Genomic DNA, 19,826 nt, shown 5'->3' with positions numbered 1-19,826 from the left:
TATATTAATCTTTTCAAGAGATTTGGTGGGTGATGTAGGGCTCGAACCTACGACCCGCTGATTAAGAGTCAGCTGCTCTACCAACTGAGCTAATCACCCGTCCGCGCTTGGTTGCGCGGTGTGACGGGGCGTATAAACAGGATCGGCAGGCTTGTCCAGCGCATCGGCGAAAATTCTTTGGTTAATCTCAAAGATTTTTGCGCATGGCTGATATGCGGCGCAGAAAGCCTGAAATCGGGGGAGATTTTCCGAAGGGATTATGCGCCGATTCAAAGTGATAGGGCGTCTCTGGCGGCTGACGGAGGCGCCGGGGACGCCCCGTCGAATCAAAGGTCGAGCGTGCCGCTCGCCAGCCGCACGGCTTGGCCGCCGATCCGGGCATTGGAGATCGCCCCGCCGTCGATATCGATATGCAGGTGGATGAAGGAGGGCCGGCCCATTTCGACGCCCTGCTCGATCATAATCGGATGATGGCCATCGGTCAGCCGGTCGAAATGGTGGATGGCGCCGGAGAGTGCGGCCGCCGCCGAACCCGTCGCCGGGTCCTCGACAATGCCCATGCCGCTTGCGAACATGCGGGCATGGAACTTCGCCACGTGATTGACGCCGCCGCGGCAATAGACATAAGCCGAGGCGAGCGCGCCATCGGCGAAAGGCACGATCTTTTCCCAGAGCTGCGGATCGAAATCGACCCGCTGCGCAGCACCCACATCGTGGATGGGAATGAGCAGGAAGGGAACGCCGGCGCTCCAGACCGACGGCACGTGATTTTCGAAGCCGATCTCGGTCACCTTCAGCGACAGCGCGTCGGCCATGCCGAGCTTGTCGAGCGGCATGACGGCCTGCTGCGATTTGCGCGGCAGGTCGAATTCGGCAAAGCTCGCCTCGCCCTCCCTCAGCCTGACGGCACAGCGCACCGGCCCGACATTTTCCTCCAGCACGCTGACGAGATCGCGGTTGGTGGCGCCATGCGTGCGTTCGGCGAGCGCGATCGCCGTGCCGACTGTGGGATGTCCGGCAAAGGGCAGTTCGCGCCCCGGCGTGAAGATCCTGATTTTCGCCGCATAGGCGGGGTTGCCCGAAGGCTGCACGAACACCGTCTCCGAGAGATTGATCTCCCGGGTGATCGCCTGCATCGCCTCGTCGCTGAGATCGTCTCCGTCGAAGATCACCGCCAGCGGGTTGCCCGCAAGCTTTCGATCGGTGAACACGTCATAGACGCTGTAGCTTCGCGCCACATCGGCCTCCCTGAATCGGTCATCGCGCCGTCAACCTGCCCGACCACGCGACCGAGTGCAAGGCGCTAAAGTCGGATGGATGCAGGGAGTATGTCCTTCGAGGCTTCGGCCTTTGGCTTGCGCGCCTTGGGATGCTGGAAAGCGGAGGATGCCACCCCGTCGGAACGTTAGTGCCACGCCTCTCCACCAGGTCAGAGGCTGTGCCGTGTGGCACCCCCCTCTGTCCTGCCGGACATCTCCCCCACAAGGGGGGGAGATTGGCTGGGCGCGATGGCTTCCCAAACAACGAGAGTCACAGCCCGACGAAACGGTAGATGGGCGCAAAGTTCACGCCGCTTGCCGATCTCCCCCCTTGTGGGGGAGATGTCCGGCAGGACAGAGGGGGGTGCCCCGCGGCACGCCCTATCCACAATTCCTCCACCTAGCAGCCGCCTCGAAGGACGCTGAACTCCCGCTGCCGTCTCTCACGCACCCCTCTTCCCGAAATACCAACTAATCACCGGCAGCATGGCGACATTATACGGATGGGCGGAGGGATCGGCCGAGCGGATCGCGGCGGCGCCAGCGATTTCCTTGTCTTCGGCGACCAGCATGTGCGCTTCGATCCGTTCCACCATCTCGTCGGCCGTCATGTCGAAGCGGAAGAGGCGCATGAGCGTCACCGTGCGCCTGGCGTGGGCGGCATAGAGCCCCTGCCCCGCCACGGAATTGGCAAGGTCGAGGCCGGTTTCCTCGAGGACTTCGCGGCGCATGTTGGCCTCGATGTCGCAGCGTCCGTCGACGATATCCTCCGGCTCCAGCGAGCCGGCAGCGAAATAGACCTGGCCGGGATTGGCGGTGTGGGCGCCCATGCGGATCGCCACCAACGCGCCGTCGGAGCTTTCGAGCACGGGATAGGCGAAGATGTGAATGCCGCCCTGGCGATGCGGCTGGCGGCGCCAATACATGAAGGCCGAGAACGGCGTGACGTAGCCCTCGCCGGAAATGCCCTTTTCGTCCAGTGTCAGCCGCTGCTGGAAGATCAGGCGGCCATCGAAGAGCGCCGGATTGGCGGCGGTCTCCCTCGCCCAGTTCTCGCGGATCGCCGCCTCCTCGGCGGCGACGAAGGGATGGGTGCCGAGCAGCACCCGCAAATCGACGCCGGCGATCGGGAAGACGGTCGCTTCCGGCGGCCAGCCGGCGAACTCGTCGGAAAAATCGCTGCTTTCGAAATTCATGCTCAAATTGGTTTTCATGTTCGCCTTCAGGGAAGATCCAATGTCATGACGACAGGGCAATGGTCGGAGGCCTTCGGCCGGTCCCAGCCGGTGCGGGGATAACGCTCCACCTCCTGGCCCGGCGGAAAGATGGTGCGGTAGGGCTGGCCGCTGCGGATGATTTCGGGCAGGCGGCCGGCATTGTGGACGGCAAGTGCGGGCGAAAGCCAGAGATAATCGAGCTGGCAGAGCCACTGCTCCTGCGGCCCGCGGCTGTGATAAAGCGTCCAGCGGTCGAGCGGACTGCGGCGGCGTACGACGTTTTCGGCAAAGCCGTCATGGCTGAAGACGTCGAGGGCGCTTTCGGCCTCGTCACGATGTTCGAAGCGATACTCGGTGCCGCGGCGGCCGATGACGTCGACGCGCTCCTGGTAATCGTTCATGTCGCCGCAGATGGCGAAACTCTTCTTGGCCGTGTGTCCGGCCCCGAAGCGGTCCTCGATGATACGGCGCACGGCGCGCGCCTCGGCGCGGCGGATCGGCATGGTCGACTGGCGCCCGTCGAGCCCGTCGCGCGGATTGCCCATCGATTTGAAATGCACGACATAGAGCGAGAACGGCCGGCCGCCGATCAGAAGATCGAGCTCCAGGCAATCGCGCTTGAAGACCTTGTCGTCGATGCGGTTGGTGAGCGCCAGATCCTCGTCGAAGAGAGCGAAGTCGCGATAGGTCGTCATCGCATGGCTTCTGATATCCCTGACTTCGATCTTCTGGCCGTCGCGCGTTTCCTCGCGCATCAGGACGGCGACATCGATGCCGCGGCTGTCATTGCCCTCGACCAGGAATTTCTGGCGGTAGCCGTTTCCGACCATGCGGAAGAGATAGCCGTATTCGAAGGCGTGCAGGGCCGCCATATTGTCGATTTCCTGCAGGCAGAGGATATCGGCATCCGCATCGGCGATCGCGAGCGCCGTCATCTGCCTTGTGTCGTCGGCGGCGGCGATCACCCGCGCCTGCTCGAGCTGCTGATAGGTGCCCTCGCTATTGACCTCGAAAAGCTTGATGACGCGGTCCTGGCGCAGCTGGTTGCGGAAGCCGGTAAAATCGAAACGGGTCAGCAGGTTTTCGACGTTGAAGGTGGCGAGGCGAAGCGACATGGCGGGAGTCCGGTTACGGGCAGTACCTTAACCGGCAATCGCCGCAGGGAAAGACGGCGGGCCAAGAAAAATGCGGACAAGTGCCGTCTGCGCCTAGATATGGCTGGGCGGGCTTGAAGTCGCGTTGTCGTGAGGTTGGCTGTGCCCGCCATCAGGGCTGCTCGAAGAGCTCCTGTTGCTCGAGCCGCGGTATAAGTCATTTGGGCTGAATGCCTGGGTTCGTTCGCCCCGCTCCACAGACGGGCATCCCTGGAGAACGCTCGCCGCGCTCAACAGCGCCGCCGAAAGCAAGAAAACGGATCGAATATGCTTTACTGGAATTGGCATAATAATATGTCCTTTCAACCAATCGATTATCGCGCGAGTTTTACTCTTCTCATACGCTTCTATTAATTTAGTCCGGCTCGGCACCACGAAGCCGGAAGAACTATTCAACTTTATGGTGATTCGAAAGAAGAGAAGGGTAATTTTCAACTTCTATTGTCGAGCTTCAACTGCTGCCGTAGACGCCGACTCTCTATCCATCAAAGCCGCCAGCCCGCGCGGATGACGGCGCGCACGGCTTCACCAGGCACGACGGCCACGCGGCTGTAGGCGCGCAGCGTCTGGCCCTTGCCGAGCGTCAGCTTCACGGCGTAGCGCTCGCCCTCGAACAACACGGATTCGACGGTTGCCGGAGCCCCCTCGCCGCCGATGATCACATCTTCCGGCCGCACGAGAATATCGACGCCGTCAGTGTTGGCCGCCTGGAGCGCGTCCTGCAGCTCGTCCCATTCCAGATGGCGTTCGCTGGCCATGACAGGCAACGTCAGGATCGCCCCGCGCCCGATCAGGCCGCCGACGATGCGGCCTTCCGGCCGGGCGTAGATTTCGGCCGGCGGCGCCACCTGCAGCAGGCGGCCTTCGGACATGACGGCGACGTCGGTCGCGAGCGCCATCGCCTCGCTCTGATCGTGGGTGACATAGATCATCGTCGCGCCCGAGCGCTGGTGAAATTCGCGGAAGGTCTCTTCCATCTCCTGCTTGAGGTGCCGGTCGAGATTGGCGAGCGGCTCGTCGAGCAGCACGACATCTGGCGAGGTCACCAGGCAGCGGGCGAGCGCGACGCGCTGGCGCTGGCCGCCGGAGAGATCGGCCGGCCGCCGCCCGGCAAAATCGGCAAGCCTGACGGTGGAAAGCGCCTCGCCGACTTTCGCCCGATAGGCGTCGCCGGAGATGCCGCGCACCTTCAGGGGATAGCCGACATTGTCGGCGACACTCATATGCGGCCAGAGCGCATAGGACTGGAAGACCATCGCCATGTTGCGCTTTTCCGGCGGCAGCGATTGGGCGGCATCGGCTAGCAGCCGCTCGCCGAGATGGATCGAGCCGTCAGAGGGTGTCTCGAAACCGGCGATCATTCTGAGAACCGTCGTCTTGCCGCAGCCGGAAGGCCCGAGCAGAGCGAGGAAACCGCCCTCGCGCACATCGAGCGAGAAATCGCTGACGGCGGCGCGCCCGGTGCCGAAATCCTTGGCCACCCGGTTGAGGATCAGTTTCGCCATGGGACCACCCCTTTCGGCAGGTGTTTGGCCAGGAGTTCCAAGAGCAGCATCATGACCACGACCATGAGGACGACGAGCACCGACAGCGCCGAGGCAAGATCGGAGCTGCCGCTGTCGTCGAGATTGTAGATGGCGACGCCGAGCGTCTGGGTGCCGGCCGACCAGAGCAGCGCGGAGACCGTCAGCTCGTTGCAGGCGATCAGGAAGACGAGAATGACGGAAGCGCCGGCGGCAGGCGCAATCAGCGGCACGATGATATCGGAAAGCCTTCGGAAGAAGCCGGCGCCGGAAAGACGTGCCGCCTCCTCCAGCGCCGGATCGAGCTGGTGGAAGGCGCTGACGACAGGTTTCAGGCTGACGGCGAAGAAGGAGGAGAAATAGGCGATGAGGATGATCCAGATCGTGCCGTAGAGCGAAATGTGGAGGAACGGGATCGGTGCCGCGAAAACCAGGATGAAGGCGACCGCCATGACGATGCCGGGCAGCGAATAGGGTATCTCGATCAGGCTCGCGATGATGCGGGACGCCGCATCCTTGCGCCGCGTCAGCATATAGGCCGCAAGCACGGTCACCACCAGGAGACCAATTGCGGTGGCGCCGGCAAGCGAGATCGAGTTGACGAAAGCGGTGCGCGTCACCGCCTGCCGGAAGAGGATTTCTTGGAAGGCATGCAGCGACATGGTCTTGAAGGTGAGCGGCACGCCATAGGCCGGCACCAGCGCGCCGGCGACGAGCGCGAAGAAGGGTGCGGCGAGCATGAAGAACAGGATCGCCCAGAGGAGCGGCGTGAAGGCGAACCGCCAGGCGCCGAGCTCGAAGGCCGCACTCGCCCCCGACAGGCCGATGACGCGGTAGTCGCGGCCTCTGAGCGCCCGGTCCTGGATCATCAGCCCGGCGACCGAGATCATCGCGATGATGCCTGAGAGCACCGCAACATCACCGAAAGTGCGGCTGGTGAAGGCGGAAAACTTGGTGAAGATGAGCGTCGGCAGCGTGAAGATCGAGGCCGGAATACCGAGAATGGCGGGAATGCCGAAATTGCCGGTGCAGGAGACGAAGGAGATCGCCGCGCCCGCGATGATGCCAGGCAGCGACAGAGGCAGGATGATATCGCGAAAGACCCGAAAGCTGGAAGCGCCGGAAAGCCGTGCGGCCTCGACGCCGTCGCGCGGCAGCGTCATCAGCCCAGCCCGGAGCGCGAGATAGACGAGCGGCGCGTGCTGGACGCCGTAGAGCAGCGCGATGCCGCCGACCGAATAGAGCGGCTGCGGCGAGCCGAGCGGCGGTGCAAGCGAAAGCGCCTTCAGCAGCGGGCTCGACGGCCCCGACATCTGCACCCAGGCAAGCGCCGTCACCTGCGGCGGGATCATCATCGGCAGCATGAAGAAGAAGCTGAGCGGCCCCTTGCCCGGAATGTCGGTCAGCGTCAGCAGGAAGGCGAAGAGGCAGCCGATGAGAAGCGAGACGATCGTGCCGAGAACGGAGGTGGCGACGGTGTAATAGGTCGCCTGCCAGAGCGCCGGGTCGGCGAGCACATCGGTGACGCCGCCGCTGGCGAAGGCCGCAATCCCTGCCATGGCAAGCCGGGCGAGCGGCAGCACGCTGAGGACGAGCACGGTAATGACGATAAAAGGAAACAGCCAGGCGGGCTGGCTGTTTCCTGCTCTGACATAGCCTGGCATGAAGAGATCAGTTCGAGCCGTAAATGCCCGAGAAGGTCTTCAGATCCTGGTCGGTATTCTTCAGCGCGTCAGCCGCATGGATCGGCAGGACCTTGATCGTGTCGCGCGCCGGGAAACCTTCCGGCACCTTCATGCCGTTGCGCGCCGGAATATAGCCGAGCTTGAGGAAGCCTTCCTGGCCCTTTTCCGAGAGCACGTAATCGACGAACTTCTTGGCGGCCTCGGCATTTTTGCTGCTGGCGAGGATGCCGACCGGCTCGGTGACGGCCGAAACGCCTTCGCTCGGGAAAACGAATTCGACCGGAGCGCCTTTGGCCTTCTCGCGGATCGGCAGGTAGTCGACGACCATGCCGTAAGCCTTCTCGCCCGAGGCGACCGACTTCAAGACGGCGCCGTTGCCGCCGGCGGCGATTGCGCCGTTTTCGGCGAGCGACTTGTAGAAATCCCAGCCGAGGCCGGGCACGGCGGCAAGCGTCTGTGCGTGGATGAGCGCCGCACCCGAAGCGAGCGGGCTCGGCATGGTGACGAGGCCCTTGGCTTCCGGCTTGGTCAGATCCTTCCAACTCGCAGGCTTCATGCCGGCCGAGGTGTTGTACATGATGCCGGTGGTGATCAGCTTGGTCGAGTAATAGTAGCCGTCGGCGTCATAGAGCGTGGCGTCGTATTGAGCGGCTTCCGGCGACTTGTAGGCGAGCAGCTTGCCCTCTTCCTTCAGGCGCTCCAGCGTCACCATGTCGGCGATCAGAAGAACGTCGGCGACCGGGTTGCCGGCCTGGATCTCGGCCTGCAGCTTGGCCATGATCTTCGGCGTGCCGTCGCGCACCCAGTCGACCTTGATATCGGGATTGGCCGCCATGAAGCCGTCGACCGTCGCCTGCGCGTCTTCGTTCGGCTGGCTGGTATAGAGAACGAGGTTTGCGGCCGAAGCCGGAATGGCAAACAGGCTCGCGGCGAGAAGGGCTGCGGCGGAAACGATCGTTTTCATAGGGAGGGGTCCTCGGAATTGCGTCACCCCTCCCTTATTCGGGGTCGTTGACAGAGATGTGACAGGCGGCGGGAGGCTCCGCTTGCCGGCATCGGGCCGCGGCACTTGCGCGCCGCGGCCCGTCGGAGAAGGTTACTTCGCGGCCTCTTCGATGAGCTCCGCCACCTTCGCAGGATGCGACACCATCACGACATGAGAGGCGCCATCGACGACGACGGTGCGCTTGGACCCTGCCCGCTCGGCCATGAAGCCGAGAGCTGCGGCCGGAATGTTCTTGTCGCCGGTACCGTAGACAAACCAGGACGGCAGCTTCTTCCAGGCGGGCTCGCCGGATTTTTCGGTGAGCGCGGCTTCGGTGATCGGCCGTTGGCCGGCCGCCATCAGCGCCGCCTGTTCGGCCGGCACGTCGCTCGCGAACTGGTCATGGAATTTCGCCTGGTCGATATAGAGATCGACGCCGCCGCTGCCGAGTTTTACCGGGGCCGCCAGCGCGCCGCTCAGCGTGCCGCCCGGAAACTTGCCGGCGAGATCGGCAACCGATTCCCCGGCATCGGGCGCGAAGGCCGCGACATAGACCAGCGACTTGACGTTGTCGTGGCCATTCGCGGCGGCCGAGATCACCTGCCCTCCATAGGAATGGCCGACGAGGACCACGGGGCCGGCGATGCTGCCGACGACGTCGGAGACATAGGCGGCGTCACTTGCAACGCTGCGCAGCGGATTGGCGGCGGCCACGACAGGGAAGCCGTCCTTGCGCAGGATCTCGACGACGCCGTTCCAGCTGGAGGAATCGGCAAAGGCGCCATGGACGAGGACGACAGTCGGCTTGGCCGGCTCGGCAACGGCAGCACCGGAGAACAGAACGCCCGCCAGGGCGACGGCAGCAGCAAATTTGAACATTGGTCATTTCCTTTCGTCGGTTGAGTGTCACAGGAGCCGAACCGGGTTCGCGTTCAAGAGCTCTCGTGTTCGGCATATAATTTGTAGGCGATTTCTTTGTACACGATATAATTAGTCCGTCTCGCCCGCAGCGTCAATAGCTTGCAAACAGATCGCACACAAATTATATTGGAGCCATAGGAGAGCGTGATGAAAAATACCCCATCGAATGATCTCGCCAGCGTGCCCCAGATCGATGAAATGCTTTGCTTTTCAATCTATTCGGCCGGCCACGCCTTCAACCAGCTTTACCGCCCCCTGCTCGACGAAATGGAACTCACCTATCCGCAGTTCCTCGTCATGACCGCTTTGTGGGCGCGTGACGACCGCACAGTGAAGGATCTCGGCGAAACGCTTTTCCTCGATTCCAGCACCCTCACCCCGCTGCTGAAGCGGCTGGAAAATGTCGGCCTCGTCACCCGCAACCGAAATCCCGCCGATGAACGCCAGGTGCTCCTGCGCCTGACAAGCAAGGGCCTGGCCCTGAAGAGCCGCGCCGCCCACGTGTTCGACTGCATCGGCAAAGCCGTCGGTCTCGACGCCGAGACCGTCGGCAAGATCCGGGACACGATCGCTTCGATTCGCGACAACATTCACGGCAAGGACAAGGACGAGGCCTGACGCAAGGCTGCGCCAGGACGATTTCCGTCGACAAGCCGATAGCATATTGTACGATCCGTCTGCTGCCGGCACGCGCCATTGGTCAACACCGCAACGCGGCCCGAACTGCCGGCGCCCGCACTCTTGCCTAAGCCTCACGCAGGCGTGACCACGCCGCCATTGCCATTCGGCCGCGCTGAGGTACGTCAATCCTGTTTCGATGAAGGAGGAGTTTCAATGGAATATCGTCTGCTCGGCCGCTCCGGCCTGAAAATCTCGACTTTGACCATGGGCACGATGACCTTCGGCGGCGTCGGCTGGGCGAAGATGGTCGGCGATCTCGGCGTCTCCGAGGCGAAGAAGATGATCGACATCTGCATCGATGCCGGCATCAATCTGATCGACACCGCCAACGTCTATTCCTCAGGCGAATGCGAAAACATCATCGGCGAGGCGCTCGCCGGCAAGCGGCCACAGGGCGTGCTGCTCGCCACCAAGGCCCGCTTCGGCATGGGCGACGGCCCGAACGACCGCGGCCTGTCGCGCTACCACCTGATCCGCGAATGCGAGGCGAGCCTGAAGCGCCTGAAGACCGATGTCATCGATCTCTACCAGGTGCATGAATGGGACGGCCAGACACCGCTCGAAGAGACGATGGAAGCACTCGACACGCTGATCCGGCAGGGCAAGGTGCGTTATGTCGGCTGCTCGAACTATTCCGGCTGGCACATCATGAAGGCCCTGGGCATCGCCAAAGAGCACCGCTACCAGCGCTTCGTCAGCCAGCAGATCCACTATACGCTGGAAGCCCGTGAGGCCGAATACGAACTGCTGCCGATCTCGGTCGACCAGGGCCTCGGCGTGCTGGTCTGGAGCCCGCTCGCCGGCGGCCTGCTTTCCGGCAAGCACCGCCGCAACCAGGCAGCACCCGAAGGCACGCGCCAGTTCGCCGGCTGGACGGAGCCGCCGATCCGCGACGAAAACCGCCTCTGGAACATCGTCGAGACGCTGGTGGCGATCGGCGAGGAGCGCGGCGTTTCGGCGGCTCGAGTTGCGCTTGCCTGGCTGATCGGCCGCAAAGCCGTCACCTCGGTCATCATCGGCGGGCGCACCGAAGCCCAGTTCCGCGACAACATCGCCGCCGCAGACCTGAAGCTCACGGAAGACGAACGCAACCGCCTCGACGCCATCAGCCTGCCGCCGGTGATCTATCCCTACTGGCACCAGCTGAACACGGCGAGCGACAGGCTCGGCGAAGCCGACCTCGAACTTTTCGGCCCGCACGTCCAGCAATAGCGCCGGCCTGCAAGCCGGCCATTGCACGGCAGAAGACAGGCGTTACAAAAGATGCACTTTATCAGTGTTATCGTGAGATCCCGCCATCGCCAGGGAGGTCTCGATGCTGAAGAATTACAAGGTTTTGAAGGGTACGGCGAGCGCGCTCGCGCTCGACGACGACAACGATCCGCATATCGAGATCCGTATCGAGGCGAACGGCGTCAGCTACCGCATCGCGCTCAACGTCCGCTCCAAGGAATCGCCGCACGACCTGCTCTATGCCAACATCGTCGACTTCAAGCACGGGACGCTGACCGAAGCGCTCGAAGCCCTGCCGATGGGCCTGACCGATATCCGCAAGGACCGCCCTGAGCTGGCGATCGATTATGTCCGTGGCGGCCTGATCGAGCGCGAGGATATGGACGTCGCGCCCTTCCAGCTCTCCGGCCCGAAGAACGATCTGCGCGAGTTCATCGAGCCGATCGTCGAGGAAGGCATTGCCGATCCCGACATCCATTTCTATGCCTTCGGCGAAGCCTGGGGGCCGGAGCACAACAAGCCCGACCAATATTTCGATTTCGAACCGGGCAACGGCATCCACGACATCCACATGAACCAGGGTGACGGGGGCAGCTTCAAGGCCACCAACGGCCCGAACCAGGACGGGGCGCTGCTCGTCCATTTCACCGATACCCACGAATGGGCGGCGATCTTCCTCTGCTTCCAGTCGCAGAACTGGAACACCGACGCGGAGACCGGCCATCCCGTCTCCGAAAACCGCGGCGGCGAGGGCCGCGGCGAAGGCACCCGCCGCCCGCAGCCGGTCGTCGCCTCGTCGCTGCGCATCATCGCCGCGCTGATCAACCCGGTGAATGGCGCAGGCGGCACGGAAGCCGAAACGGTGACGCTGATCAACCGCTCCGACATGTCGGCGTCGCTCGACGGCTGGAAACTGGAAGACGAAAACGGCCGGACGCAGACCTTGTCGGGAACGCTTGCCGCTGGCGAGATCCGCACCATCGCCCTCAACGCCGCAGCCGGCGGCCCCCAGCTCGCCAACCGCGGCGGCGACATCATCCTGCGTAACACCGATGGAGCCGTGGCCGACCGCGTCGGCTACGGCAAGAGCGAGACCGCGAACGAGGGCTGGACGACGATTTTTTGATTGGGCGTTCCGGCCGGTTTGCCGAAAACGGGCAATGGAGGATAAACCGCTTACCCTCCCTCCGAGAGAAAAAGGCGGAAGCACTTCTCTCGCCTGCCTCATTCCTGTGCTCGTCACAGGAATCCAGTGCGCCCAAGTCCTTGGGCGCGGGAAACTCTTTTGCGGGAGAAGTCATTCACGGCGCGGACGCGCCGTGGCTGGATTCCTGTGACGAGCACAGGAATGAGGATGAGAGGGCGTGCCGTGCAGCCCCCTCATCCGGCTGCCGCCACCTTCTCCCCGCAGTGGAGAAGCGGAATCGGGGCACTACCCCAGCTCACATCTCTTCTCTTCGGCAGCCCGGAGGAACCTGCGCGATTGCGGCTTGCTCCCTCTCTTCTCCCCAGCGGGGGTCCGAAGGACGGGTTCAGACCAGCGGCTCAACCCCGGTTGGTGGCCCGAAGGGTCGGATGAAGGGCCACACGGCACAGCCCCTCTCAAACAATCACCCGCCGATCTCGTCGGTAATCAGCTTGCCCAACCGGCCGATCCCATCCTCGATCATCTGCTCGTTGGCGCAGGAGAAGCTGACGCGGAAGGTGTTGGCGCCGGAGCCGTCGGCGAAGAAGGCTTTGCCGGGCACGAAGGCGACCTTGGCGGTTTCGAGCGATTTCGCCAGCAGCTTGGCGCCGTCCATGCCTTCCGGCAGCGTGATCCAGATGAACATGCCGCCTTCCGGCTTCGTCCAGCTGGTGCCCTTGGGCATGTATTTCTCGAGCGCCGCCAGCATGCAGTCGCGCCGCTTGCTGTAGACGGCCTTGATCTTGGCGACCTGCGCGTCGAAGCCGCGCTCGGCGACATGGGTGATCGCGATCTGGTTGATCGTCGAGGAATGCAGGTCCGCCGCCTGCTTCATCAGCACCAGCTTGCGGATGACGGGCGCATTGGCGACGATGAAGCCGACGCGAAGGCCGGGCGCCAGCGTCTTGGAAAAGCTGCCGCAATAGATCGTGCGGGTGTTGTCGATATGGCCCTTCTCGGCGATTTCGAGCGCCAGGATCGGCGGGATCGGATCGCCGTCGTAGCGCAGCGACTGATAGGCCGCATCCTCGATGACGGCGATATCGAGCTCTTCGGCGAGCGCCAGCACCCGCTCGCGGCCGGCGAGATCGACCGTTTCGCCGGTCGGATTGGAAAATTCGGCCGAGAGATAGGCGAACTTCACCTTGCCGCCGGCAGCGGCAGCCGCGGCACGATAGGATTCCGGCGTCCGGTTGCCGCCCGGCGTCAGCTGGTCATAGGCCGGCTCATAGGCGTTGAAGGCCTGCAGCGCGCCGAGATAGGTCGGCCAGGTCACCAGCGCGGTATCATTGGGCGACAGGAAGAGCTTGCCAAGATAATCGAGCCCCTGCTGCGAGCCGGAAACGATGAAGACATTGTCGAGCCCGCAGGCAATGCCGAGCGCCGCCATCTGCCCGACCAGCCATTCGCGCAGCGGCTTATAGCCTTCGCTGACCGAATATTGCAGCGCTGAACTGACCGCAGCGCTCGAAAAGATATCAGCATAGGCCTGCTTGAATTCCTGATCCGGAAACAGCGCCGGGTCCGGAATGCCGCCGGCAAAGGAGATGATCTCGGGCCGGTCGAGCAGCTTCAGCAGTTCGCGGATTTCGGATGCGCGCATGCGCGAAGAGCGCGACGCAAACATGGTGTCCCAGTTCAGCATGGGGGTTTCCTCGTATTTTCTTAGCATTGCCCACAGACCACGCAGGGAAATTTATGTCAACAATGCTGACCTATTTTCTTGTCCCCCTGACAAGTTTCGAGCGACAAGTTTATAGGTCTCGTGATTATGCGCGGCCACGCCGAGTAGCCTGCCCCCATTGCATGAAACGATCACGAGACAAAATGGCCGCATTCAGACCTTTCCAAAACCGGCCTGGTGGCAGTAGTGTGCGCGCCATTATCCAATGGACTACCCAAGGTGCCAGCAATGACCGCGACGTCGACCTCTCCTGAAATCACAATCGAATTCCACAAGTCTCCCGTCTCTGACGCCGACCGCATCAAGGCACTGGAAACACCCGGCTTCGGTAAAGTCTTTACGGATCATATGGTCCTGGCACGCTGGACCCCCGACAAGGGCTGGCACGACGCAAAGGTGACGCCGCGCCGCCCCCTGGAACTCGACCCGGCAAGCGCCGTGCTGCACTACGCCCAGGAAATCTTCGAAGGCATGAAGGCCTATAAGGCCGACGACGGCCGCATCCTGCTCTTCCGGCCGGAAGAAAACGCCCGCCGTTTCGCCCAGTCTGCGGCCCGCATGGCAATGCCGGAAGTTCCGGAAGAACTTTTCCTGAAGGCCGTCGAAGAGCTGGTCCGGGTCGACAAGAACTGGATACCTTCAGGCGACGCCAGCCTCTACCTTCGCCCTTTCATGTTCGCCAACGAGGCATTTCTCGGCGTTCGTCCGGCTCAGGAATACATCTTCTGCATCATCGCCTCTCCGGTCGGCGCCTACTTCAAAGGTGGAGCGAAGGCCGTTTCCCTATGGGTCGAGACCGAATACACCCGCGCGGCCGCCGGCGGCACGGGTGCTGCAAAATGCGGCGGAAACTATGCAGCCAGTCTCGTGGCGCAAGCGGAAGCCGCCAAAAGGGAGTGCGATCAGGTCGTCTTCCTTGATGCAGCGGAGCATCGCTGGGTCGAGGAGCTCGGCGGCATGAACGTCTTCTTCGTCATGAATGACGGATCGGTGGTGACCCCGCCCCTTGGCGGCACCATCCTGCCGGGCATCACCCGGGCTTCGGTGATCGCGCTCGCCGGAGAAAAAGGCCTGCGCGTTGAGCAACGTCCCTACTCCTTCGAGGAATGGCAGGCCGACGCAGCCAGCGGCAAGCTCATCGAAGCCTTTGCTTGCGGCACTGCCGCGGTGCTGGCGGGCATCGGCCTGGTTCGGCATGCAGGCGGGGAGTTCAAGGTCGGAGACGGACAGACGGGCAAGCTGACCAGCGAGCTGCGCCAGCAGCTCGTCAGCCTGCAGAAGGGTGCCACGAATGACGAGCGCGGCTGGACACGCCTCATCCCGGCCTAAACGTCAGGCCTTCCACGCGGACGGCGGCGCCAACACCGGCATGGTGGGCGCCGCTCTCCGCCTCGCCCGCAAAACCCGTCGGGCTGGTCGTCCACATCGATAAAAAGACCGCCCCGCATGTGACCCAAGTGCTCGACGGCGGGCCGCGACGCCTCTATCACAAGACGGGGATGGTAGCCTGGCATCAGGGACAGCTGAGGCCGGCATGTGCGGGCGGTACCGAATTCGATGGCGAAAATGACGATCTCGCTTCCGGATAGTCTGGCGGATTATGTCGCGCGCCGTGTTGCAAGCGGCAGATACGACAGCGCCGACGCCTTCCTGGCGGAACTCATCGTGAAGGACCAGGACCATCGCAAGCTCGACGACGACGAACTGCGCGACATTCTGAGGCAGGCCGGGGCGAGCGGCATCAGCGACCGGCGCATTCCCGATATATTGCTGGAAACGAAGGCGAAGCTGCGTGACAACTACCTATAGGCTGACCCGAACCGCCGATGCGGTGCTGTCGGGCATCGACGAATATGCCAGCCTGCATTTCGGCGAGGCGCAGGCCGATGCCTACCTCCTGGATTGGGACAGGATTTTCGTGCTTCTCTCGCGAGTGCCGTCCATGGGGGACCAGTGCGACGAGCTCGGCGCCGGCCTGCGCCGCCTCCTCCACATGCGCCATGTCGCCTTCTACCGCCAAATACCGGACGGCATCCTCGTCCTCGACATCATCGGCGCCGACCGGCTTCCCGAAAGGCACCTTCAATCCACCCGACGATCAGGATCGACCGACCCGCATGCCCAATGACAGCACCGCCGCCTTCTACGCGGAAAACGCCGAAACTTACGCCAACCGCACGCGCAGCCTGCCGAAGCTCGAGCTCGACACCTTCCTCGCCGGGCAGGCGCCGGGCGCCTCGATCCTCGAACTCGGCTGCGGCGCCGGGCAGGACAGCGCCTACATGCTGCAGCAAGGCTTTGACGTGACCCCGACCGACGGTTCGGCCGAACTCGCAAGACAGGCGGAGGCACGGATCGGCAGACCTGTCCGCGTCATGCTGTTCCAGGACCTCGACGCCGAAGACGCCTATGACGGCGTCTGGGCGCATGCGAGCCTGCTCCATGTCCCCCGCCCCGAACTCTCCGACATCTTCGCCCGCATCCGCCGCGCGCTGAGGCCCGGAGGCCTCCTCCACGCAAGCTTCAAGGCCGGCGAAGCCGAAGGCCACGACGGCCTCGGCCGCTATTACAACTATCCCTCCGCCGCCTGGCTGTCGGACCTGCTGACCAAAGGCGGCTGGCGTGAGATCGCCATCGCCGAGCACGATGGCGGCGGCTATGACGGCAAACCGACGCGGTGGCTCACGGTCAGCGCGAGGCGGTGAAAGGATCCGGCGAAGGCCAGGCCGCCTCACCGCACGACGTGCTGATGCCGGCCTCAGCTATCGTGCGCCGGCCGCCAATGCGGATAGGTGACATAGGCGGTCAAGGCGCCCTCCTCGTGCGAGCGGATGGTCACCGTCTCGCCCTTGGGCATGTAGACGATCTCGCCCGGGCCAGCGGTGACGGTGCCGGCGTCGGTCGAGACCGAGAGCCGCCCTTCCAGGACGATCATGACATCGTCGACCGCCATGGTCTCGCTGAGGTTCTGGCCGGGGGCGTAGCGTCCGTAGCCGATCGTGATCGGCCCGCCGTCCCGCTCGTCGACCAGATTGCCGACGGATATGTCGGCGTCCTGTCCCGGGGAACGCTCGAGCGATTCGTCGGCGATTGTGAACTTGCGCATTTTCATCGTCTGCCTCCTTGCCTCACGCAGAGGTAGCGCGCCGATCCGCTCCGCCAAGTGGATTGTGACGCATTGTCGGTCTGCCGCGGCGATCCCTCACCTTACCAATCCGTATGTTGTGACAGGCCTGTCCGGCTGGTTAGATGCGGCCTCCACAGATGCGGGAACGGTCGGGCTGATGAAAATCCTGCTTATCGAGGACGACGCCAAGACGTCGGATTATGTCTCCAAGGGCTTCTCCGAGGCGGGCCATGTCTGCGATGTGTTCGCCGATGGCCGCGACAGCCTGTTTCAGGCGCAGCGGGAAGCCTATGACGTCATCGTCGTCGATCGGATGCTGCCGGGGCTCGACGGCCTTGCGATCGTCCGCTCGCTGCGCGCCGCCAAAATCGGCACGCCGGCGCTGTTTCTGACCTCGATCGGCGGCGTGGACGATAGGGTCGAGGGGCTGGAAGCGGGCGGCGACGATTATCTGGTCAAGCCCTTCGCCTTCTCCGAGCTTCTCGCCCGCGTGAATGCCCTCGGCCGCCGGCCGCCCGTGCAGGAGCAGAAGACGGTCCTGAAGGTCGCCGATCTCGAACTCGATCTCATCCGGCGCGAGGCCCGCCGCGGCGGCCAGGCCATCGAGCTGCAGCCGCGCGAATTCACCCTGCTCGAAGTGCTGATGCGCGGCGAAGGCCGGGTGATCACCAAGACGATGCTGCTGGAGCGGGTCTGGGACTTTCACTTCGACCCGAAGACCAGCGTCGTCGAAACCCATATCAGCCGGCTGAGGGCAAAGGTCGACAAGCCGTTCGAAACGCAGCTTCTGCACACGGTCCGCAACACCGGATACAGCCTGCATGCGCCTCGCTAAGCTGCGCAGGAGCACGCCGTTCCGGCTTGCCGTCACTTTCGGCGTCCTCTTCGTCGCCACCTTCATCTTCAGCGGCGCCATCATGTACCATATGCTGCGCGCCGGCCTCGGGCGCGACCTGGAACAATCGCTCCACGAGATGAATTCGCTGATCGCCTCGGCCTACCAGCCGCACGATACCGAAGATCTGATCAACACGCTGAACAATTATGCGAGCTTCCAATCGACCTCCGACGGGCTTTACTCGCTGATGGATGCGGGCGGTCGCAAACTGGCCGGCAATTTCGCCGCGCCCCGAATCCCGAACGGCGTCTATACCGTCACCTCGCGTGACGTCGGGCTGAAGGGGCACGAACGCTATCGCATGCAGGTCTCGGCGATCGGCCCCTATACGCTGGTGGTCGCCGAAAACTTCAACGATGTCGACGAAATGCTGCGGATCGTGCTTGTGAGCTTCGAATGGGCTGCCGCCATCGCCGTGGCGACCGCCATCGGCGGCGGCGTCTTCCTGGCGTTCCGCGCCCAGGCGAGACTGGACAGGGTTGCCAACACCATGAACGACGTCGCCCATGGCGCGCTGCAGGCCCGCATTCCGATCACCGGAAACGGCGACGATCTCGATACGGTGGCGATCCAGATCAATGCTGCCCTGGAACGGCTGCAGACATTGGTCGAGAGCATGCGGCAGGTCAGCGCCGATATCGCCCACGATCTCAAGACGCCTCTCAACCGGCTGCGCCTGACGCTGGACGCCGCCGCAGCGCAAAACGACCGGCAGCTCGATGTTTCGGCTCTTCTCGATGAGGCGAGAAGCGAGAGCGACCGGATCAACACGACCTTCGCGGCACTCCTGCGCATTTCCCAGATCGAGGCCGGCGCCCGCAGGGAGCGTTTCCAGGCAACCGACATCGACGATGTGCTGGCCGTCATTTCCGAGGTCTATGCCGACGTCGCCGAAGACGCCGGCCAGTCCCTGGCAATCGCCGAGCGCTGCTCGGCGCTCGTCTGGGGCGACCGGGACCTGCTGACGCAGATGATCGCCAATCTGGTGGAGAACGCCATCAACCACTGCCCCGGCGGAACTGTCATCACGCTGTCGCTGCGGCGGCAGGGCGACCGCGCCATATTGGCGGTCGCCGACAGCGGGCCGGGCATTCCCGCCGGGGAGCGGGACAAGGTGTTCCGCCGTCTCTACCGCCTCGACAAGAGCCGCACGACTGAGGGAAGCGGTCTTGGCCTCAGCCTGGTCAAGGTGGTTGCCGACCTGCATTCGGCGGAGATAGCCATGGGCGACAACCATCCTGGCCTCACCGTTTCGATAGGCTTCCCGCTGCCGCCGGCTCCTCTTTCCAGCCCCGCATCCGCAGCGCCGCAAGCCTGACGAAGCGGGCCGCGAACCGGCGCATTTCAGCCGCCGCGCGATACGGCAGGACGCTCCACGGTCGGCGGCGGCCAAGCCGGTAGGTCGAGAGCCCCGCCTGTATCTGGGAATGCCGATCGGCCCGCTGGCTGACAGGAACGGGATCGACGAAACAGGCTTGCAGCCCCTCGTCGAATTCCAGATCGAACGCGAGATCATAGGGCAGCCGCATCGGAACCAGCCTATCGGCAATCCAGCCGGCGGCCTTGCGATTGATCAGATAGGCGCCCGATCCCTTTTCGCGGGTGAGCGCGATCGCCAGCGAGCGGGATGCCGTCAGCGGCTCGACCCTGTGCTTGCGGCCCGAATTCACCGTCGAAAGCCGCAGGATATCCCAGGATGCGTGATGATCGAGCGCAGCGGCGAGCACCTCGGCGAAGTCGTCGTCGAAATCGAGATCGTCTTCGAGAATGAGAGCGAATTCGCCGTTGCCGGCAAGGAAGCGCCTGGCGCACTCGACATGGCTGAGATAGCAGCCGATCTCGAAAGGATTCGGCGTTCGGCCATGCCGGCGCAGATAGGATTGCCCGTCGAAATCGCGGCGCGGCAGGGATATGCCGACGCCGTCGACGGCCGCCACGCGCTCGAAGCCTATGCCGATCTCCGACAGCAGGCGCTCCATGCGAAACCGGCGAAGCTCCGCCCGGTCGAGATTGATGAGATAGGTATTGATCCGCAGGCTGACCGGATGGACTGCCGTGGCGATGGCGGCGGTTGCGGCGCGCATGTTCATGAGAGCTGGCCTCGACTTGGATATGACGACGGCACCAGGCTGCGCCCGAAAACTCACCGGGACTTCGCCCGAACTATACAAATTCGTAAAGCACGCCCGCCTTTTGCCGATCGCAGGCATCCGGGCAGCACCTTCACGCGCGAATGATGGGTTGAGATGGTCTCCGGCAACGGCTATCTCAGG

19 protein-coding genes and 1 tRNA gene are annotated in these 19,826 nt (G+C 63.5%); 9 read left to right on the top strand and 11 right to left on the bottom strand.

Features of this window, described 5'->3' with window-relative positions:
- Positions 1 to 23 precede the first annotated feature (23 nt).
- The 8 genes from ATY77_RS12350 to ATY77_RS12310 form a co-directional block, all read right to left on the bottom strand.
- Positions 24 to 99: transfer RNA gene (locus ATY77_RS12350), tRNA-Lys, on the bottom strand.
- Between the two features lie 227 nt (positions 100 to 326).
- Positions 327 to 1,238 (bottom strand): PhzF family phenazine biosynthesis protein, encoded by a 912-nt coding sequence (locus tag ATY77_RS12345; RefSeq protein ID WP_088687553.1) that lies wholly within the window; start codon positions 1,236 to 1,238, stop codon positions 327 to 329.
- Between the two features lie 464 nt (positions 1,239 to 1,702).
- Positions 1,703 to 2,473 (bottom strand): NUDIX hydrolase, encoded by a 771-nt coding sequence (locus ATY77_RS12335; RefSeq protein ID WP_088687551.1) that lies wholly within the window; start codon positions 2,471 to 2,473, stop codon positions 1,703 to 1,705.
- An 8-nt stretch (positions 2,474 to 2,481) separates the two neighbouring features.
- Positions 2,482 to 3,591, bottom strand: coding sequence for an endonuclease/exonuclease/phosphatase family protein (locus ATY77_RS12330; protein ID WP_088687550.1), 1,110 nt, complete (start codon positions 3,589 to 3,591; stop codon positions 2,482 to 2,484).
- Between the two features lie 524 nt (positions 3,592 to 4,115).
- Positions 4,116 to 5,135: an ABC transporter ATP-binding protein gene (locus ATY77_RS12325; RefSeq protein WP_088687549.1), complete on the bottom strand. Its 1,020-nt coding sequence runs from the start codon at positions 5,133 to 5,135 to the stop codon at positions 4,116 to 4,118.
- Positions 5,123 to 6,817 (bottom strand): iron ABC transporter permease, encoded by a 1,695-nt coding sequence (locus ATY77_RS12320; RefSeq protein WP_088687548.1) that lies wholly within the window; start codon positions 6,815 to 6,817, stop codon positions 5,123 to 5,125. The genes ATY77_RS12325 and ATY77_RS12320 overlap by 13 nt, the downstream gene beginning before the upstream one ends.
- Positions 6,818 to 6,824: 7 nt before the next feature.
- On the bottom strand, positions 6,825 to 7,802 hold the full coding sequence (locus ATY77_RS12315; protein WP_088687547.1) for an ABC transporter substrate-binding protein: 978 nt from the start codon (positions 7,800 to 7,802) through the stop codon (positions 6,825 to 6,827).
- A 132-nt stretch (positions 7,803 to 7,934) separates the two neighbouring features.
- Positions 7,935 to 8,702 carry an alpha/beta hydrolase gene (locus tag ATY77_RS12310; protein WP_088687546.1) on the bottom strand — a complete coding sequence of 256 codons (768 nt, stop codon included), beginning with the start codon at positions 8,700 to 8,702 and terminating at the stop codon, positions 7,935 to 7,937.
- A gap of 189 nt (positions 8,703 to 8,891) precedes the next feature.
- On the opposite strand from ATY77_RS12310, the gene ATY77_RS12305 reads away from it, so the two are divergent.
- The 3 genes from ATY77_RS12305 to ATY77_RS12295 all read left to right on the top strand — a co-directional run bounded on the left by ATY77_RS12305 (position 8,892) and on the right by ATY77_RS12295 (position 11,784).
- Positions 8,892 to 9,362, top strand: coding sequence for a MarR family winged helix-turn-helix transcriptional regulator (locus ATY77_RS12305; RefSeq protein WP_088687545.1), 471 nt, complete (start codon positions 8,892 to 8,894; stop codon positions 9,360 to 9,362).
- A gap of 216 nt (positions 9,363 to 9,578) precedes the next feature.
- Positions 9,579 to 10,637, top strand: a complete 1,059-nt coding sequence (locus ATY77_RS12300) for an aldo/keto reductase (protein WP_088687544.1) — start codon at positions 9,579 to 9,581, stop codon at positions 10,635 to 10,637.
- Between the two features lie 103 nt (positions 10,638 to 10,740).
- The gene (locus tag ATY77_RS12295; RefSeq protein ID WP_088687543.1) at positions 10,741 to 11,784 is read left to right on the top strand and encodes a DUF2278 family protein; all 1,044 of its coding nucleotides are present in this window, start codon (positions 10,741 to 10,743) and stop codon (positions 11,782 to 11,784) included.
- A 484-nt stretch (positions 11,785 to 12,268) separates the two neighbouring features.
- Here ATY77_RS12295 and ATY77_RS12290 read toward each other — a convergent pair whose 3' ends face one another.
- Entirely contained in the window at positions 12,269 to 13,489 is a 1,221-nt protein-coding gene (locus ATY77_RS12290; RefSeq protein WP_088687542.1) for a PLP-dependent aminotransferase family protein, read from the bottom strand.
- 267 nt (positions 13,490 to 13,756) lie between these two features.
- On the opposite strand from ATY77_RS12290, the gene ATY77_RS12285 reads away from it, so the two are divergent.
- From ATY77_RS12285 to ATY77_RS12270, 4 genes are all read left to right on the top strand, one after another.
- Entirely contained in the window at positions 13,757 to 14,857 is a 1,101-nt protein-coding gene (locus ATY77_RS12285) for a branched-chain amino acid aminotransferase (protein WP_088687541.1), read from the top strand.
- 228 nt (positions 14,858 to 15,085) lie between these two features.
- A complete protein-coding gene (locus ATY77_RS12280; RefSeq protein ID WP_088687540.1) occupies positions 15,086 to 15,337 on the top strand; it encodes a transcriptional regulator in 252 nt (83 codons plus the stop codon).
- Positions 15,321 to 15,656: a type II toxin-antitoxin system RelE/ParE family toxin gene (locus tag ATY77_RS12275; protein ID WP_088687539.1), complete on the top strand. Its 336-nt coding sequence runs from the start codon at positions 15,321 to 15,323 to the stop codon at positions 15,654 to 15,656. The genes ATY77_RS12280 and ATY77_RS12275 overlap by 17 nt, the downstream gene beginning before the upstream one ends.
- The gene (locus ATY77_RS12270) at positions 15,646 to 16,233 is read left to right on the top strand and encodes a class I SAM-dependent methyltransferase (RefSeq protein ID WP_088687538.1); all 588 of its coding nucleotides are present in this window, start codon (positions 15,646 to 15,648) and stop codon (positions 16,231 to 16,233) included. Before ATY77_RS12275 ends, ATY77_RS12270 begins: the two co-directional genes overlap by 11 nt.
- A gap of 53 nt (positions 16,234 to 16,286) precedes the next feature.
- Here the strand turns inward: ATY77_RS12270 and ATY77_RS12265 are convergent, their stop codons facing one another.
- Positions 16,287 to 16,640, bottom strand: a complete 354-nt coding sequence (locus ATY77_RS12265; RefSeq protein WP_088687537.1) for an AraC family ligand binding domain-containing protein — start codon at positions 16,638 to 16,640, stop codon at positions 16,287 to 16,289.
- Positions 16,641 to 16,812: 172 nt separating this feature from the next.
- On the opposite strand from ATY77_RS12265, the gene ATY77_RS12260 reads away from it, so the two are divergent.
- Both ATY77_RS12260 and ATY77_RS12255 read left to right on the top strand, forming a co-directional pair.
- Complete coding sequence (locus ATY77_RS12260; protein ID WP_088687536.1) at positions 16,813 to 17,490, top strand: winged helix-turn-helix domain-containing protein; 678 nt, start codon at positions 16,813 to 16,815, stop codon at positions 17,488 to 17,490.
- Positions 17,477 to 18,871, top strand: a complete 1,395-nt coding sequence (locus tag ATY77_RS12255) for a HAMP domain-containing sensor histidine kinase (RefSeq protein ID WP_088687535.1) — start codon at positions 17,477 to 17,479, stop codon at positions 18,869 to 18,871. The genes ATY77_RS12260 and ATY77_RS12255 overlap by 14 nt, the downstream gene beginning before the upstream one ends.
- On the opposite strand, the gene ATY77_RS12250 is transcribed toward ATY77_RS12255, so the two are convergent.
- On the bottom strand, positions 18,798 to 19,643 hold the full coding sequence (locus ATY77_RS12250; protein ID WP_088687534.1) for a glycosyltransferase family 25 protein: 846 nt from the start codon (positions 19,641 to 19,643) through the stop codon (positions 18,798 to 18,800). The two genes, ATY77_RS12255 and ATY77_RS12250, sit on opposite strands and share 74 nt — an antisense overlap.
- Between the last annotated feature and the right edge of the window lie 183 nt (positions 19,644 to 19,826).

Origin of the sequence: Rhizobium sp. R634 (genome assembly GCF_002211305.1) — a bacterium.
Classification (GTDB): domain Bacteria; phylum Pseudomonadota; class Alphaproteobacteria; order Rhizobiales; family Rhizobiaceae; genus Rhizobium.
This window is presented reverse-complemented; position numbering and strand designations above follow the sequence as displayed.

Excerpts from the sequence above, each read along its gene's own strand:
- ATY77_RS12290 (WP_088687542.1), bottom strand. The coding sequence starts at position 13,489 with ATGCTGAACTGGGACACCATGTTTGCGTCGCGCTCTTCGCGCATGCGC.
- ATY77_RS12295 (WP_088687543.1), top strand. The coding sequence starts at position 10,741 with ATGCTGAAGAATTACAAGGTTTTGAAGGGTACGGCGAGCGCGCTCGCG.
- ATY77_RS12260 (WP_088687536.1), top strand. The coding sequence starts at position 16,813 with ATGAAAATCCTGCTTATCGAGGACGACGCCAAGACGTCGGATTATGTC.
- ATY77_RS12255 (WP_088687535.1), top strand. The coding sequence starts at position 17,477 with ATGCGCCTCGCTAAGCTGCGCAGGAGCACGCCGTTCCGGCTTGCCGTC.
- ATY77_RS12310 (WP_088687546.1), bottom strand. The coding sequence starts at position 8,702 with ATGTTCAAATTTGCTGCTGCCGTCGCCCTGGCGGGCGTTCTGTTCTCC.
- ATY77_RS12280 (WP_088687540.1), top strand. The coding sequence starts at position 15,086 with ATGGCGAAAATGACGATCTCGCTTCCGGATAGTCTGGCGGATTATGTC.
- ATY77_RS12325 (WP_088687549.1), bottom strand. The coding sequence starts at position 5,135 with ATGGCGAAACTGATCCTCAACCGGGTGGCCAAGGATTTCGGCACCGGG.
- ATY77_RS12330 (WP_088687550.1), bottom strand. The coding sequence starts at position 3,591 with ATGTCGCTTCGCCTCGCCACCTTCAACGTCGAAAACCTGCTGACCCGT.
- ATY77_RS12320 (WP_088687548.1), bottom strand. The coding sequence starts at position 6,817 with ATGCCAGGCTATGTCAGAGCAGGAAACAGCCAGCCCGCCTGGCTGTTT.
- ATY77_RS12315 (WP_088687547.1), bottom strand. The coding sequence starts at position 7,802 with ATGAAAACGATCGTTTCCGCCGCAGCCCTTCTCGCCGCGAGCCTGTTT.
- ATY77_RS12265 (WP_088687537.1), bottom strand. The coding sequence starts at position 16,640 with ATGAAAATGCGCAAGTTCACAATCGCCGACGAATCGCTCGAGCGTTCC.
- ATY77_RS12250 (WP_088687534.1), bottom strand. The coding sequence starts at position 19,643 with ATGAACATGCGCGCCGCAACCGCCGCCATCGCCACGGCAGTCCATCCG.
- ATY77_RS12305 (WP_088687545.1), top strand. The coding sequence starts at position 8,892 with ATGAAAAATACCCCATCGAATGATCTCGCCAGCGTGCCCCAGATCGAT.
- ATY77_RS12270 (WP_088687538.1), top strand. The coding sequence starts at position 15,646 with ATGCCCAATGACAGCACCGCCGCCTTCTACGCGGAAAACGCCGAAACT.
- ATY77_RS12285 (WP_088687541.1), top strand. The coding sequence starts at position 13,757 with ATGACCGCGACGTCGACCTCTCCTGAAATCACAATCGAATTCCACAAG.
- ATY77_RS12300 (WP_088687544.1), top strand. The coding sequence starts at position 9,579 with ATGGAATATCGTCTGCTCGGCCGCTCCGGCCTGAAAATCTCGACTTTG.
- ATY77_RS12335 (WP_088687551.1), bottom strand. The coding sequence starts at position 2,473 with ATGAAAACCAATTTGAGCATGAATTTCGAAAGCAGCGATTTTTCCGAC.